This window comes from Methylobacterium sp. GXS13, assembly GCF_001455965.1.
In the GTDB taxonomy this organism is placed as follows: domain Bacteria; phylum Pseudomonadota; class Alphaproteobacteria; order Rhizobiales; family Beijerinckiaceae; genus Methylobacterium.
In genome coordinates this window covers 133041-146802 of record NZ_LKKO01000001.1, presented here as the reverse complement: position 1 = coordinate 146802, position 13762 = coordinate 133041, and the positions used below count along the sequence as shown (strand labels likewise).

The window sequence follows — 13762 nt, the reverse complement described above, 5'->3', positions numbered from 1 at the left end:
AACGTTCCCCGGCATGGTCCACCCGCGATGACGGTCCTGGCCCTCGACTTCGAGACGGCCAACGAGCGGCGCGACAGCGCCTGCGCGGTGGGGCTCGCCTGGATCGCGGACGGGCGGATCGTCCGGCGGGAAAGCCATCTGATCCGGCCGCCAGACATGCGCTTCTCGCCGGGCAACATCCGGGTCCATGGCATCCTGCCGGCCAACGTCGCCGATCAGCCGGATTTCGCCGGTGTGATGGCGCCGTATCTCGGCGACCTGACGCGCGGGCTGATCCTCGCGCACAATGCCAGCTTCGACATCGGCGTTCTGCGCGCCGGCCTGGCCCGCGCCGGCCTGCCGGTTCCAGCCCTTTCGTATCTTTGCACAGTGCAGATCTCCCGGCGGGTGTTTCCGGCGCCGGAAGGGTGCGGCCTCGGCAAGGTCGCCCGGCGCCTCGGCATCCGCTTCGAGCATCACGATGCCGGGGAGGATGCCTATGCCTGCGCGGCGATCGCCCTGGCGGCCATGCGGGAGACAGAGACCCCCGACGTGCACGGTCTCGCCGCGGCGATCGGTGTGCCGGTCACCCGGGTGACGGGCGGCCCCTCCCTCCCCCGCCGGGCTCCGGGGGCCATCAGCGATCGGGCGCTGGCCGCTTTCCCGTCCGCCCCTTCAGCGCTGAGCTTCACGATCCGGGGCTCGACCGGCAACCGTTACGATGTCGTGCTGGAGGAACGGACCGGCGGCCCGCAGCTGCGCTGTACCTGTACGGCCGGCCGTTACGGCATGCGCTGCCGCCACGTGAAGGCGCTGGAGGTCGGAGATATCACCGACCTGATCTCCGACAACGCCGACGACGTGGAACTCCTCGCCCGCATGCTCGGTGCGAAGGTCCGCGTCGCCTGATGGCCATCAGACCGCGTCGAGGCAGATCCGGAACGCCGCGATCGCGCGCGCGACATCGTCCGAACCGATATGCCGGTGCGTGACCAGCCGCAGGCGCCGCTCGCCGAGCGGACGGGTCAGAATCCCGGCGGCTTCGAGATCCTTCACCCAGCGGGCGCTGTCGCGGCCGGTCCCGGTGAGATCGACCTGGACGATGTTGGTCTGCGGGATGCTCACCGCGAGACGCGGATCCAGGCCGTTCAGCGCTTCGCTGAGCTGGCGGGCCGTCGTGTGGTCCTCGGCGAGCCGGACGCCCATTGCGGTGACCGCTTCCAGGCCGGCCACCGCCACGATCCCGATCTGACGTTGGGTGCCGCCGAGCATCTTCCGGAGCCGCCGCGCCTCCCCGATCACGGCAGCGGGACCAGCCAGCACCGCACCGGCCGGTGCACTCAAGCCCTTCGACAGGCAGAGGGAGACCGTATCGACCTGGGCGGCGATCTCGGCCGGGGTCACCTCGAGATGCGCCGCGGCATTGAACAGGCGCGCGCCGTCGAGATGAACCCGGATGCCCCGCGTCCAGGCCATGCCGGCCACCGCCACCATATGGAGGAGCGGCAGCACGGTGCCGCCAGCCGCGTTGTGTGATGTCTCCAGCGCGACCATCGCGGTCCGGAGCGGACTGGCGCTGGGCCGAAGGGCATCTTCCAGCCGGTCGAGGTCCATGGCCCCGTCCACGCCTGGGAGCCCGAGCATGAAGGTGCCGGTGAAAGTCGCGGCGCCCCGCTCGGTGTTGAGCATGTGGGCCTGCGCCTCAAGCAGGATCTGCTCGCTGCGCTGGACCTGTGCCAGGATCGCCAGCAAATTCGCCATGGTGCAGCTCGGCACGAAGAGGCCGGCTTCCTTGCCGAGGATGCGCGCCGTGGTGACCTCCAACTCGCGCGCAGTCGGGTCGCCCTCCAGGCCGTCATCGCCGAGCGGCGCCTCGCGCATCCGCTGGTACATGGCCTCGGTGGGCCGCGTGACGGTATCGCTGCGCAGGTCGACCACATTCGGCCGCGTGCCGATTTCCTCGGGCATCATGATCTCGGACTGGACCTCGGCAATACTCACTTGTAGTCGGCCTCGTCGCCGGAATCGGTCGGTTTGGCGAGCGCGCGCCTCAATACATCGCTCATCGGCAGGTCGAGATTGATGCCCTTCGGCGGCAGCGGCGACTGAAAGTATTTCGTGTAGAGCCGGGCGACGGTCCCGTCCTGAATCAGTTCGATCACAGCCTTGTCGACCGCAGCCTTGAAATCCGGATCGTCCTTCGGCTCGAGGATACCGTAGGGCGAAAATTCGAGGCCCTTGTCGCCGATCTTGTACTCCGACGGATCCTTGGCACCGGCCACGGTCGCATGGGCCAGTGCGTCATCGTTGATCATCCCGGCGGCGCGGCCGCTAGCCAGGAGAAGAAACACCTCGCCAGTATCCTTGGCGGGCATGATTCGGAGATCAAGCTTGTCGCGCACGTTGATCCGAGTGGCGACGCGCTGGGTCTCACCGCCGGCCTGCGCGGAGATCGCCTTGCCGCGAAAGGATGCGAGATCGTTGACGTCCACCGGTGTGTCTTTCCGGGCGGTCAACACCACCTGGGCCACGAAGGTCGTCGGCGCGAAGGCGACGAGCTTGTGCCGCTCCGCCAGGTTGCTCGCCGTCCCGCATTCGAGATCGATCGTGCCGTTGTTGATCAGTGGAATCCGCGTTGCGGACATCACCGGGACGTGGCGGATCTCGAGCTTCGGCAGGCCCAGGCCGACCTTCAGCTTCTCGGCAACGTGCTCGCATATCTCCACCGAATAGCCCATCGGCTTCGCGTCGCCGTCGAGGAAGCCGAACGGAGGGGACGCATCCGGAAATCCGAGGCTGATCTGCCCAAGGGACCGGAGCTTATCGAGACGTCCCGTGCCTTCCGCAGACGATGGGGTCGTTGCTCCGACCATCAGCGAGGCGGCCAGCAACAACGCGATCCTGTTCAACACCCCAACACTCCACTTTCGGGCACCGACCCAGCCTGGCTTCGCCGAGGCTGGCACCGTGCGGGAGTCGAACGTGGACTCGCCGGCTTGCCGGAGGATGTTTATCCTGCCTCCATCAACCGGCGTCCAATTCCGATTTCCCTGCGGACCATGCGGATTTGATATGGCCCAGCGGCGCATGACCTTCCGGCATATCGAGGCATTCCGGGCCGTGATGGCCGCGGGGTCGATGACCGAGGCGGCGCGGCAGCTCCATACCTCGCAGCCGCAGGTGAGCCGGCTGATCGCGCAGCTCGAGGCCATGACCGGCCTGCCCCTGTTCGATCGCAGCGGCAGCCGGCTCTCGCCCTCGCTCGACGGCACGCGCTTTCACGCCGAAGTCGATCGGGCCTTCTTCGGCCTGACCAGCCTGGAGGCGGCGGCCGCGCGCATCCGCGCCTTCGGCGCCGAGCGGCTGCGGGTCGCCGCCATGCCCCGGCTTGCCGGCGGCCTGCTCGCCCGCGCGGTGGCCCGCTTTAAAGCCGAGCACCCGGACGTAACCGTGGCGATTCATTCCGGCGACGACGAGACCGTCAATGGCTGGATCTCGAGCGGCTTCTGCGACGCCGCCCTGACAATGCTCTACGGCGACGCGCTGGATTCCCGGCTCGAACACGTACTCACGATGGATTGCGTCGCCGTTCTGCCACGGGACCACCCGCTCGGTGCCCGCCCCCGTCTCGGCCCGGAGGATTTTCGCGGGATCCCCTTCGTGGCCTCCCCGCTCGCGAGTGCCCTGCGCAGCCGCGTCGACGCCGTGTTCCAGACGGCGGGTGTGGAGATGACCATCACCGCGGAAGCCGGCCTCGGCGCCGCCATCTGTACCCTCGTCTCGGCGGGCCTCGGCGTCAGCCTGATCAACCCGCTGGCGGCTTACGAGGAAGCGAAGGTCTCGCCGATCCTCATCCGGCCGTTCACGCCGGCCCTGCAGGTGCGGTTCGCATTACTGTTCCCGCCCGACCATACGCGGAGCCGGCTGATGCGCGCATTCGGCGCCTGCGCGCGGGCGATCCTGCTCGAGGAACTAGCCCATTTGCCCGACGCCGCCCTGCCGGCCGTTCCCGAGGCGATCGGGAACGGCCGGCGTATCCTGGGCTGACGCGCGTTCGGACGCGACGGATCAGGCGGCACGCTTCTGCGCGCCGTAGAACGTCCCGCCCTGCTCGGCCATGGCCGCCAGGGTGTCGGGCACCCGGAAGCGGGGGCCGTGCTTGACCTCCAGCCCGCGGGCGAGCGCGACGAAGGACGCCGCGCCCATGAAGTCGATGTAGGACAGGGTCCCGCCGGTGAACGGGGCGAAGCCGAAGCCCAGGATCGAGCCGACATCGGCCTCTCGGGGATCCGTCACCACGCCCTCACCGACGGTGCGGGCGGCTTCGAGCGCCTGCACCACTAGGAGCCGCTGCTTCAACTCGTTGAAATCGACCGCCTCCGGGTCGAGCCGGTTCGGTTGCAGCTCCGCCAGGCCCGGCCAGAGGCGCTTGGGCGCACCTTCGGGATAATCGTAGAAGCCCTTGCGGTTCTTGCGGCCGAGCCGGCCCTGGCCCTCGACCATGGCGGTGAGGATCGACTTCTGGGCGGGATCGACTACCCCCTCCCCCACCTGCGCCTCGGTGGCCTTGGCGATCTTGAGCACGAGATCCAGAGCGACTTCGTCGTTGAGCGACAGTGGTCCGACGGGCATGCCGGCCTGACGCCCGGCGCTCTCGATCATCGCGGGCGGCACGCCCTCGGCCAGCATCTTGTGGCCTTCCAGGATGTAGGCGCCGACGCAGCGGTTGGCGAAGAAGCCGCGGGCGTCGTTCACGACGATCGGGGTCTTCTTGATCAGCCGCACATAGTCGAGGGCGGTGGCGAGCGCCGCGCCGCCGGTGGCCTCGCCCTTGATGATCTCCACCAGCATCATCTTCTCGACGGGCGAGAAGAAGTGGATGCCGACGAACTGCTCCGGCCGCTGCGAGCTCTTCGCCAGGCCGGTGATCGGCAGTGTCGAGGTGTTGGAGGCGAAGATCGTGTCGGGGCTAATGACCGCTTCGACCTTCTGGATCACCTCGGCTTTGACCCTCGGATCTTCGAACACCGCCTCGATCACGAGATCGCACCCGCTGAGCGTGGCATAATCCGCCGTGGTGGTGATCCGGCCGAGCAGCGCGTCGCGATCGGCGGTCTTGGCGCGGCCCTTGTTGATCTGGCCGGTGATCAGCGTGTGGGCGTAGGCCTTGCCCTTCTCGGCGGCCTCGATCGACTGGTCGACCAGCACCACTTCGAGCCCGGCCTGGGCGGTGACGTAGGCGACGCCGGCACCCATGAAGCCGGCCCCGATCACGCCGACCCGCCGCAGGCTGGTGGCCGGGACGTCCTTCGGTCGGCGGGCCCCCTTGTTCAGCTCGCCCATGGAGATGAACAAAGTGCGGATCATCGCCGCCGCCTCCTTCGAGCGCAGGATATGCGCGAAGTACCGGCTTTCGACGCGCAGGGCGAGGTCCATCGGCAGCTGCAGGCCCTCGTAGACCGAAGCCAGGATCGCCTTGGCGGCCGGGTAATTGTCGTGGGTCTCCCGGCGGTAGATCGCGTTGGCCGGCGGCCAGATCATCATGCCGGCCGGTGAGTAGACCTTGCCGGAGGGCGCCTTGAACTTCGGCACGTCCCAGGGGGCGACCGCCGAGCCGCCGTCGCGGATCCACGCCTTGGCACGCTCGACGATCTCGGGCTGCGGCGCCACCACGTGGATCAGGCCCATGCCCTTGGCCATCGGCGCGCGGATCTGCTCGCCCTTGAACAGCATCTGGAGCGCGTCGCCGGTCTGCATCAGCCGGGCGACGCGCTGGGTGCCACCACCGCCTGGGAACAGGCCGACCTTGATCTCTGGCAACCCGACCCGGGTCTTGGCATCGTCCGAGGCAATCCGGTGATGGCAGGACAGGGCAAGCTCAAAGGCGCCGCCGAGACACAGACCCTGGATTGCTGCGGCGAAGGGCTTCCCGCAGGTCTCCAGCCGGCGGAACAGCAGCGACAGGCGGCGCGACGCCTCGAAGAAATGGCGCATGGCCACTTCCTCACCCTGCTCGGCCTTCAGTTGCTCATAAGCTCGGCCAAGCCCCTGCAGCATCGTGAGGTCGGCGCCCCCGGAGAAGTTGTCCTTGCCGGTGGCGATCACGCAGCCCTTGATGGCGGCATCGCTGGCGACCTGCTCGATGATCTGCTCGAGCTGGTCCATCACCCCCTCGGTGATCACGTTCATCGACCGGCCGGGCATATCCCAGGTCGCCATCGCAACGCCGTCTGAATCGATCTCAAAATGGAAATCCGCCAGCGTCATGGTGCCGTCCTCCCAAAGTCACGCCGTCTAAAAGCCGGTGGTTGTACGTTAAGGTTGCATTGAGTGCTGGAGCGCATGATCCGCCGGTCGGGGGGTACCGACGGATTCGGCACATGACGAAGGATATTGGCTGCCGCGCATGCCGCGACGGAGCCGCCCTCGATTTCGACTTCACGATGGCGTTCCAGCCGATCCTCGATGTCGGATCCGGACACGTCTGGGCCTACGAGGCTCTGGTGCGCGGGCCCAACGGCGAGCCGGCGGGCACGATCATTGAACGGGTGACCGACGCGACGCGCTACCAGTTCGATCAGGCTGCGCGCGTGAAGGCGATCGAGCTGGCGGGACGCCTGTTCCCCCGGGACAGCGACACGCGGCTCTCGATCAACTTCATGCCGAACGCGGTCTACGAGCCGAATGCCTGCATTCGCGCCTCGCTGGAGGCGGCCCGGCGGGTTGAGTTCTCGCACCGGCGCATCATGTTCGAATTCACCGAGCAGGAGCGATTCCAAGACATCGAGCACGTGAAGCGCATCGTCGCCGCCTATCGCCGGCAGGGCTTCCTGACGGCGCTCGACGATTTCGGTGCGGGCTTCGCCGGGTTGAACCTGCTGGCGAATTTCCGGCCCGACCTCATCAAGATCGACATGGAGCTGGTGCGCGGCATCGACACCGATTCCGGCCGGCACGCGATCGTAACGGGGATCATCGCCATCGCCCGGGCCCTCGGGGTCACCGTGCTGGCGGAGGGCATCGAGACAGCAGCGGAACGGGACGCCCTGCGCGGCCTCGGAATCACGCTGATGCAGGGCTATCACTTCGCCAAACCAAGGCTGGAGGCGCTGCCCGCGGTCGAAGGCTTCGCCCCCCAAGCGGCCGCGCGCGCGGCTTGAGGCCAGCCGATCGCTCGCGGGGGACGGCATGGGCTACTTCGGCGCCGGAGCGGGCGGAGCCGCCGGCGGCGAGACCGGCGGCGCGCCGGGCTTGGGCGTGTTGTCGGCGGCGGCGGCCACCGCCAGCATGTTGAGGAGCTTGGTCACCGAGTTCTGCGAGATCGCCGTCACTGCGGAGTTGGGGTCGGCGTTCATCGTCTGGAACTTGAGGTAGGTCGGATCGGCGTAGATCTCGTCGAGATGCTTCAGCTCGGCGAGGGTGAACTTCTGGGCATATTCCTTCGACAGGCCCTCGATCATGATGCCGCGCTGCTTCTCGAACTCGTCGGTGAGTTCCTTGCGCACGGCCTCGGCGCGCGCTTCCGGCATCGGCGCCACGGTCTTTTCCAGGGCGACGTTGAAGCCGGTCTGGAGGTTCTTGATCAGGGTCTTGTTGACGAGCGCGGTCGCCTCGGCAACGCGGTCCGACGCTTCGTCGGCGCGCGCGGCAAGCGGCAGGCTCATGGAGACGCCCAGGCAGAGCGTCGCGATCAGGCGGTTCAAGGGCTCGACTCCCAATTTGTTATCGTTCGGCCCGGATTCGTGCCGTACGTCATCCGCGCCTCTAGCAGCGTTCCTCGGCTTTGGGGAGCGGGCCCCGTCGGCTCCCACGCCGCAGTCTCGCTCAGACCCGTTCGATGATCGTGGCGGTGCCCATGCCGGCACCGATGCAGAGCGTCACTAGTGCGCGCTCCTTGCCGGTTCGCTCCAGCTCGTCCAGCACCGTCCCAAGGATCATCGCGCCGGTCGCACCGAGGGGATGGCCCAGGGCGATCGCGCCGCCGGTGACGTTGACGACCTCAGGGTCAAGATCGAAGGCCTGGCAGAAGCGCAGGACCACGGCCGCGAAGGCCTCGTTCACCTCAAACAAGTCGATATCCGAAAGACTCAGCCCGGACCGAGCCAGGATCTTGCGGGTGACATCGACCGGACCGGTTAGCATCAGGGCCGGATCCGAACCGATATTGGCGAAGGCCCGGATTCGCGCCCGCGGGCGCAGCCCGGCGGCATCGCCGGCCGCCTTTGAGCCGATGAGCACGGCGGCGGCGCCGTCGACGATGCCCGACGAGTTGCCGGCATGGTGGACGTGGTTGACCGTCTCGACGTCCGGATGCGCATCCGTCGCCACAGCGTCGAACCCGCCCATCTGCCCCATCTGGACGAAGGAGGCCTTCAACGCAGCCAGCGACTGCATGTCGGTGCCCGGCCGCATATGCTCGTCACGGTCCAGCAACGTGATGCCGTTCACGTCGCGCACGGGCACCACCGAGCCGCCAAACAGCCCGTCCGCCCAGGACTTGGCCGAGCGCGCCTGCGAGCGGACCGCATAGGCGTCGCAATCGTCCCGCGAGAAGCCGTACTTGGTGGCGATCAGATCGGCCGAGACGCCCTGCGGCATGAAATACGACTTGATGGCGATTGCCGGATCGACCGGCCACGCGCCCCCCGAGGCGCCGATGCCGATGCGGCTCATCGATTCGACGCCGCCGCCCACCGCCATGTCGTGCTGGCCGCTCATCACCTGCGCGGCGGCGAAATTCACCGCGTCAAGACCCGACGCGCAGAAGCGATTGATCTGCACGCCCGGGACATGGTCGGCGTAATCGGAGACCAGGGCCGCGGCGCGGGCGATGTCGCCCCCCGCCTCGCCCACCGGGTCGACGCAGCCGAGGATGACGTCATCGACCAGCGCCGTGTCGAGACCGGCGCGGTCCTTGAGCGCCCGCAGGGCCGTCTCGGCCAGGCGCAGGGCCGTTACCTCATGCAGCGCGCCATCCGCCTTTCCACGACCGCGGGGCGTGCGGACGTGATCGTAGATGAAGGCTTCGGGCATCGGCGTTCCCCAGCATGTTCTTGCCTGTTGGCGACGCGGCCATAACGGGCCGAGTCGCTGGACGCCAGTCTGCCACGGCCCATACGCGTCGCACCATCCCAGGTCCCGGGGAAACGGCCGGCCTGAGAGGGGCCTGAAACGGAACCGCGCCCGATCGGGGTTCGATCGGGCGCGGTCGCGAAGTCAGGTGGCCTGGATCCCGTCGGGATCCTAATCCTGCAGCATGCGCTTCAGGAGCTCGACCTCGTCGCCGAGCACCGCATCCTCGCCGATCTGCTTCTCGATCTTGCGGACCGCATGCAGCACGGTGGTGTGGTCACGCCCGCCGAACCGGCGGCCGATCTCGGGCAGCGAGCGCAGGGTCAGCACCTTCGACAGGTACATGGCGATCTGGCGCGGCTTGACGACGGCGGCGGTGCGCCGCTCCGACAGGATGTCCGAGCGCGAGACGTTGTAGCGTGAGGCCACCAGCTTCTGGATGTCCTCGATCTTGATGCGCTTTGGCTCGCGGTTCTTCACGAGGTCGCGGATGGCGCTCTCGGCGGTCTCCATCGTGACGGCGGTGCCGGTCAGCGTGGCGTGCGCCAGCAGGCGGTTGACCGCGCCCTCCAGATCCCGACCGTTGGCGGTGATCGCCCGGGCCACGTAGGTCGCGACCTGTGGCGACACGTCGAAGCCCGGATGCGCAGTTCGCACCGCGGCGAGCCGCGCCGACAGGATCGAGACGCGCAGCGCCTCGTCCAGGGCCGTGATCTCGACCACGAGGCCACCGCCCAGGCGCGAGCGGACGCGCTCGTCCAGCGCCTCCAGCTCGGTCGGGGGCCGGTCCGAGGCGACGACGACCTGACGGCCGGCATCGATCAGCGCGTTGATGGTGTGGCCGAACTCGGCCTGGATCGACTTACCCTGGATGAACTGGACGTCGTCGAGGATCAGCAGGTCGATGCCGCGCAGACGCTCCTTGTAGGCGAGCGCCGACTGCGTCTTCAGGGCGTTGACGAAGCCGTACATGAACCGGTCGGCGGTCAGGTAGATCACCCGACGCCCAGCCTCGCGGGCCGCGTGGCCGATGCCGTGCAGCAGGTGCGTCTTGCCCAGGCCGACCCCGGCATGGAGGTAGAGCGGGTTGTAGAGTGCGCCTTCGCCCTGGTGCCGGGCGACCCGCTCGGCGGCGGCGTGGGCCAGCGCGTTCGAGCGGCCGATGACGAAGCTGGAGAAGGTCAGCCGCGCATCGAGCGGCGTGCCGCTGAGGTCCCCCCCGGCATCGGCGTTGCGCTGCTCGGAGGCGGTCGCCACCGCTGGGGCCATTGGGGCCGGCGTGTTGGTGGCGTGGAGCCGGGCGAGCGGGCCGCTGGCCGGGCCGGCCTTCGGCACGCCGACCGCGGCGGCGCGGGCCGGGGCGCCGGTACCCCGCACGCCGACCTCGATCCGGGCGATCTCCTCGGCCTCGGCCTTGAAGGTGCCGAGCACGCGGTCGAGGTAGTGCGACTCGATCCAGCTCTTGAGGAAGCGCGTCGGCACCGTCAGCCGCGCCGTGCCGGCCGAGACGCCTTCGAGCTCCAGACGGGCGAACCAGCTGGCGAACACGTCCTCACCCAGCTCGGCGCGCAGCCGACGCTTCACCCGCGCCCAGGCGGATCCGAAATCCGTATTGCCGCCGCTGCGGCCACTCTCGTCGTCGCTCGCCACCGTTCCGTCGACACGCATCACTGGCTCTCCCGACGCCGCCGGCGGAAACCCGCAGGCCGCGCGTACGCACGATTTACGCCCTCAGCGTCCCGCATAACCGGGCGGGACAGAGTCCTTGGATGGAGTCAACTCCCCGCCAAGGAACTTTTGCCGATTGGAGGAGCCTATCAACAATTACCTACAGTTCCTTTAACAGTGGGACTTGTGGGGACGGCTCAGATTCCCAACCCCAAGTGTTGCCGGCCCCTGCGGAGCTGCTTGTTAGAGTCTTGGCGAATCGAGATGATTCGCTCATGTCCCGAAATCGGCAGGTTTTGCTTGAACGCAGTCAGTTACTGTTAAGCTACACGTGGCCCCTAGACTCTGCAATGTGCCAAATTCTGGTCTAGGGTTAACGCTTCGCGACGTCCGGGCCGTCCCGGGGCCTCGTGCGTCATCCCGAACGGCGGTGATCTGTTTCCAGAATGGCTGATTGCTCACCCGGATAGCGGACACGAAAAAGCCCGGCGCGAAGGCCGGGCTTTGTCTCGTCCAGTGGTGCAGTGGCGGACTAGGCGGCCAGCGCCTTCACCCGGGCAGCCAGGCGCGAGACCTTCCGCGAGGCATTGTTCTTGTGAACGATGCCGTGCTGGGCAGCGCGCATCATCTCGGGCTCGGCGGCCCGCAAGGCAGCCAGGGCGTCCTGCTGGTTGCCGGTGGCGATCGCCTCCTCGACCTTGCGGACGAAGGTGCGCATGCGCGAGCGGCGCGAGCGGTTGACCGCCGTACGCTTCTCGATCTTGCGGGTCATTTTCTTGGCCGAAGCGGTGTTGGCCATGGAGTCCTCGTTCTCTTCGTCGGGCGATGCCGACGGGCCGGCTCAGCCGGAAATCGGTCGTCGCATCAGGTTGTCAGGCGATGGCCGAGACGCAGCGCGCGCGAAAGCGCGGCCCCTCGGCGAAGCGGCCTCTATAGTTAGCGCGATGCGGCTCGTCAACGCGGAAGATCCCGGATCGAGCCGGTCGGGCCGCGCATCCTGATACTGACATTTTTCCTATGTTCTTGCTTTGTTCTTGCGGCCGCATCAGGTCGGCATGGCGGGGTGGGGCCACCATGCGTGACGAATCTCAAGCGCACAGCGAAGCAATCATACTGCGCCACGTTCTGGCTGGCCTGACCCTTGAGACGAAGCTGATGCGCCTGCAGCGGCAGCTCCAGGCTAAAAATTGGGAGACCCAGCCGCGCGCGCCAGCGGGACAGCCGAACGGCGGCGAGTGGGTGCCGGCTCCCATCGGTGCTCAGTGGGCCTCATTCCAAGAGGATCGACCCAGCGGACCGTCCCGACAGGATCCACCCGCGCTCACGGACAGCACGACGCTCGAGGATGGGACGCGCATCCTCTCGATCCGCGTACATGCCGGGCGAAAATCCTTCGATGAACGACACACCGTCACGGCGCCGGATGGCGAGAGCCGGATTTTCGAGACATCCGGCGAAACCCAGACGATTCGAGATGGCAATACGGGTGAAGTTCTGTCGCGGACCACCTTCGCGCCGACAGGTCTCGTCGCTGAACCGTTTGCTCAACCTGCCCTGGCCCCTGCCCTACCTCTGATTGCCGCCCCAGTCATCGCAACCTTCGAGCTTGGGTTGCAACTCCTGACGTATCTCTCTGCCCGGGAGGACGGGTACGGCACCGCTCTGGGGCTTACAGCGCAAGAATATAAAACCGGAGACGATCCGCAAATGAGTATGCCGATCTGGATTGGCCGGCTCAGCCAAGCTCAAATGGACGAAGCTTGTCCAAAAAATGGGGAAGTGCAAGCGATCGTGGACGAGGTAACTGCGCGTGTGATAGCGCAAGGCGGATACACAAACGCGACGTAGTTGGGTACAAAGATTCACGTCAAGATCGCGCAGATTATCAATGAAAATAAATACCCAAACTATGTTGCGGAACTAATTCTAGCCGAACGGAATAAGGATCAAAATTTTATCCTACCTGGCATTAAGAAATCCAATGTATTCGAAAGAGCTCGCATCGATACTGCATGCATCTACGATCCAAAAACCGGCCGAAGGGGATGGACCCCTCGACAAGCCGTCGACACAATCAAGGCGGCAAAACGCAGGTTTCCCGAAGTCGTGCATTTTATCATGATACAGGTGAGACCAGGGAAATGGCCACATTGATTCTTACACCGGCGCAGCAAATCCGAGATTTGTTAGCTCCGCTGGTAGATCGAAATCAAGATGTCGTTCTAACTGGCGGCAAATTTATATGCCTTCAAAGTGTTGGTCATATCGCTAGGCAGATACGGATCCATAACCGACCAAGCCGTGGATACTTCACGCTCGAATGGCGACGAACGGAGTTATATATCCGGGGGGACAAATTCGATTTCGGAGGCTATGGTCGATCGATCGGCTTGATTGGTCGATCCCGTCGGTTCAAACCCGCCGGCCAGGACGGAGTCTGGGATTGGGACGACTTGATGATCCGTGGCGATTTCGTCGAGCAAATTGAGACGGAAGTTCTGCCCCTTCTCAGATCCTAAGACTCGATCGAGAAAATCGTGACCTTCATCCTATCCCAAGAATCAAGAGGCTACAGTTTTCACAAGGATCATATCTGGATGTGTTTCACGCAGGCAGCTCTTGGCGAGTTTGCGAGTGCAAGAATGCATTGGGAGTTGATCACTCCGAGCTTCAAGGAACAACATGAAAAGCAAACAGCAATCGATGGCGAACCGATGTCAGACTATTTTCGCAGCGGCCTCGCAGTAGGGGACGCTTTGAAAGAAGGCGATCATATGGCCTTGGTAAAGCTTCTTTGGGCGAACGAGCGCACCGAAGCAGACCGGTTCAAGCTCGGTCGCCACTGGCAGCCGACAGCGTTTCCATTTCAGAAAGCTGCCACACCCGCTACGGTCGCCGGCGGACCGGATCAACAATGATCGCCGCCTGAGGGACAGGTATCAATTCGAGAGCGTCGACAGCGGCCACAATCCGAACAGCAAAGAGATAAGCGCGATAGAGGGATCAGCAGCCAGATAGTCGCGGCAACCCGGAGTTGGCCAAA

12 protein-coding genes are annotated in these 13762 nt (G+C 65.9%); 5 read left to right on the top strand and 7 right to left on the bottom strand.

Annotated elements, in window-relative coordinates; translation table 11 throughout:
• Positions 1-27 precede the first annotated feature (27 nt).
• Positions 28-888 (top strand): 3'-5' exonuclease, encoded by an 861-nt coding sequence (locus AO398_RS00820; RefSeq protein ID WP_058190112.1) that lies wholly within the window; start codon positions 28-30, stop codon positions 886-888.
• A 6-nt stretch (positions 889-894) separates the two neighbouring features.
• On the opposite strand, the gene AO398_RS00815 is transcribed toward AO398_RS00820, so the two are convergent.
• Entirely contained in the window at positions 895-1980 is a 1086-nt protein-coding gene (locus AO398_RS00815) for a GntG family PLP-dependent aldolase (RefSeq protein ID WP_348272342.1), read from the bottom strand.
• Positions 1977-3068: an amino acid ABC transporter substrate-binding protein gene (locus AO398_RS00810; protein ID WP_244498625.1), complete on the bottom strand. Its 1092-nt coding sequence runs from the start codon at positions 3066-3068 to the stop codon at positions 1977-1979. Before AO398_RS00810 ends, AO398_RS00815 begins: the two co-directional genes overlap by 4 nt.
• On the opposite strand from AO398_RS00810, the gene AO398_RS00805 reads away from it, so the two are divergent.
• A complete protein-coding gene (locus AO398_RS00805) occupies positions 3052-4026 on the top strand; it encodes a LysR substrate-binding domain-containing protein (protein WP_058190111.1) in 975 nt (324 codons plus the stop codon). The two genes, AO398_RS00810 and AO398_RS00805, sit on opposite strands and share 17 nt — an antisense overlap.
• Positions 4027-4047: 21 nt before the next feature.
• Here the strand turns inward: AO398_RS00805 and AO398_RS00800 are convergent, their stop codons facing one another.
• Positions 4048-6246 carry a 3-hydroxyacyl-CoA dehydrogenase NAD-binding domain-containing protein gene (locus tag AO398_RS00800; RefSeq protein ID WP_058190110.1) on the bottom strand — a complete coding sequence of 733 codons (2199 nt, stop codon included), beginning with the start codon at positions 6244-6246 and terminating at the stop codon, positions 4048-4050.
• Positions 6247-6359: 113 nt separating this feature from the next.
• Between AO398_RS00800 and AO398_RS00795 the strand changes: the two genes are divergently transcribed.
• A complete protein-coding gene (locus tag AO398_RS00795; RefSeq protein ID WP_058190109.1) occupies positions 6360-7139 on the top strand; it encodes an EAL domain-containing protein in 780 nt (259 codons plus the stop codon).
• Positions 7140-7172: 33 nt separating this feature from the next.
• Here AO398_RS00795 and AO398_RS00790 read toward each other — a convergent pair whose 3' ends face one another.
• The 4 genes from AO398_RS00790 to rpsT all read right to left on the bottom strand — a co-directional run bounded on the left by AO398_RS00790 (position 7173) and on the right by rpsT (position 11518).
• Positions 7173-7682 carry a hypothetical protein gene (locus AO398_RS00790; protein ID WP_058190108.1) on the bottom strand — a complete coding sequence of 170 codons (510 nt, stop codon included), beginning with the start codon at positions 7680-7682 and terminating at the stop codon, positions 7173-7175.
• A gap of 121 nt (positions 7683-7803) precedes the next feature.
• Complete coding sequence (locus tag AO398_RS00785; protein WP_058190107.1) at positions 7804-9012, bottom strand: acetyl-CoA C-acetyltransferase; 1209 nt, start codon at positions 9010-9012, stop codon at positions 7804-7806.
• Positions 9013-9222: 210 nt separating this feature from the next.
• On the bottom strand, positions 9223-10719 hold the full coding sequence (gene dnaA / locus AO398_RS00780) for a chromosomal replication initiator protein DnaA (RefSeq protein WP_058190106.1): 1497 nt from the start codon (positions 10717-10719) through the stop codon (positions 9223-9225).
• 532 nt (positions 10720-11251) lie between these two features.
• Positions 11252-11518 carry a 30S ribosomal protein S20 gene (gene rpsT / locus AO398_RS00775; RefSeq protein ID WP_058190105.1) on the bottom strand — a complete coding sequence of 89 codons (267 nt, stop codon included), beginning with the start codon at positions 11516-11518 and terminating at the stop codon, positions 11252-11254.
• A 275-nt stretch (positions 11519-11793) separates the two neighbouring features.
• Here rpsT and AO398_RS28010 point away from each other — a divergent pair, with 275 nt between their 5' ends.
• Both AO398_RS28010 and AO398_RS28005 read left to right on the top strand, forming a co-directional pair.
• A complete protein-coding gene (locus tag AO398_RS28010) occupies positions 11794-12567 on the top strand; it encodes a hypothetical protein (RefSeq protein ID WP_152997367.1) in 774 nt (257 codons plus the stop codon).
• Positions 12568-13256: 689 nt separating this feature from the next.
• Positions 13257-13637 carry a hypothetical protein gene (locus tag AO398_RS28005; protein WP_152997366.1) on the top strand — a complete coding sequence of 127 codons (381 nt, stop codon included), beginning with the start codon at positions 13257-13259 and terminating at the stop codon, positions 13635-13637.
• Positions 13638-13762 lie beyond the last annotated feature (125 nt).

What these genes read in the sequence shown, in the direction of transcription:
- AO398_RS00820 (WP_058190112.1), top strand. Translation starts at nt 28, where the DNA reads ATGACGGTCCTGGCCCTCGACTTCGAGACGGCCAACGAGCGGCGCGAC.
- AO398_RS00805 (WP_058190111.1), top strand. Translation starts at nt 3,052, where the DNA reads ATGGCCCAGCGGCGCATGACCTTCCGGCATATCGAGGCATTCCGGGCC.
- AO398_RS00810 (WP_244498625.1), bottom strand. Translation starts at nt 3,068, where the DNA reads ATGCGCCGCTGGGCCATATCAAATCCGCATGGTCCGCAGGGAAATCGG.
- AO398_RS00800 (WP_058190110.1), bottom strand. Translation starts at nt 6,246, where the DNA reads ATGACGCTGGCGGATTTCCATTTTGAGATCGATTCAGACGGCGTTGCG.
- AO398_RS00795 (WP_058190109.1), top strand. Translation starts at nt 6,360, where the DNA reads ATGACGAAGGATATTGGCTGCCGCGCATGCCGCGACGGAGCCGCCCTC.
- AO398_RS00785 (WP_058190107.1), bottom strand. Translation starts at nt 9,012, where the DNA reads ATGCCCGAAGCCTTCATCTACGATCACGTCCGCACGCCCCGCGGTCGT.
- dnaA (WP_058190106.1), bottom strand. Translation starts at nt 10,719, where the DNA reads ATGCGTGTCGACGGAACGGTGGCGAGCGACGACGAGAGTGGCCGCAGC.
- rpsT (WP_058190105.1), bottom strand. Translation starts at nt 11,518, where the DNA reads ATGGCCAACACCGCTTCGGCCAAGAAAATGACCCGCAAGATCGAGAAG.
- AO398_RS28010 (WP_152997367.1), top strand. Translation starts at nt 11,794, where the DNA reads ATGCGTGACGAATCTCAAGCGCACAGCGAAGCAATCATACTGCGCCAC.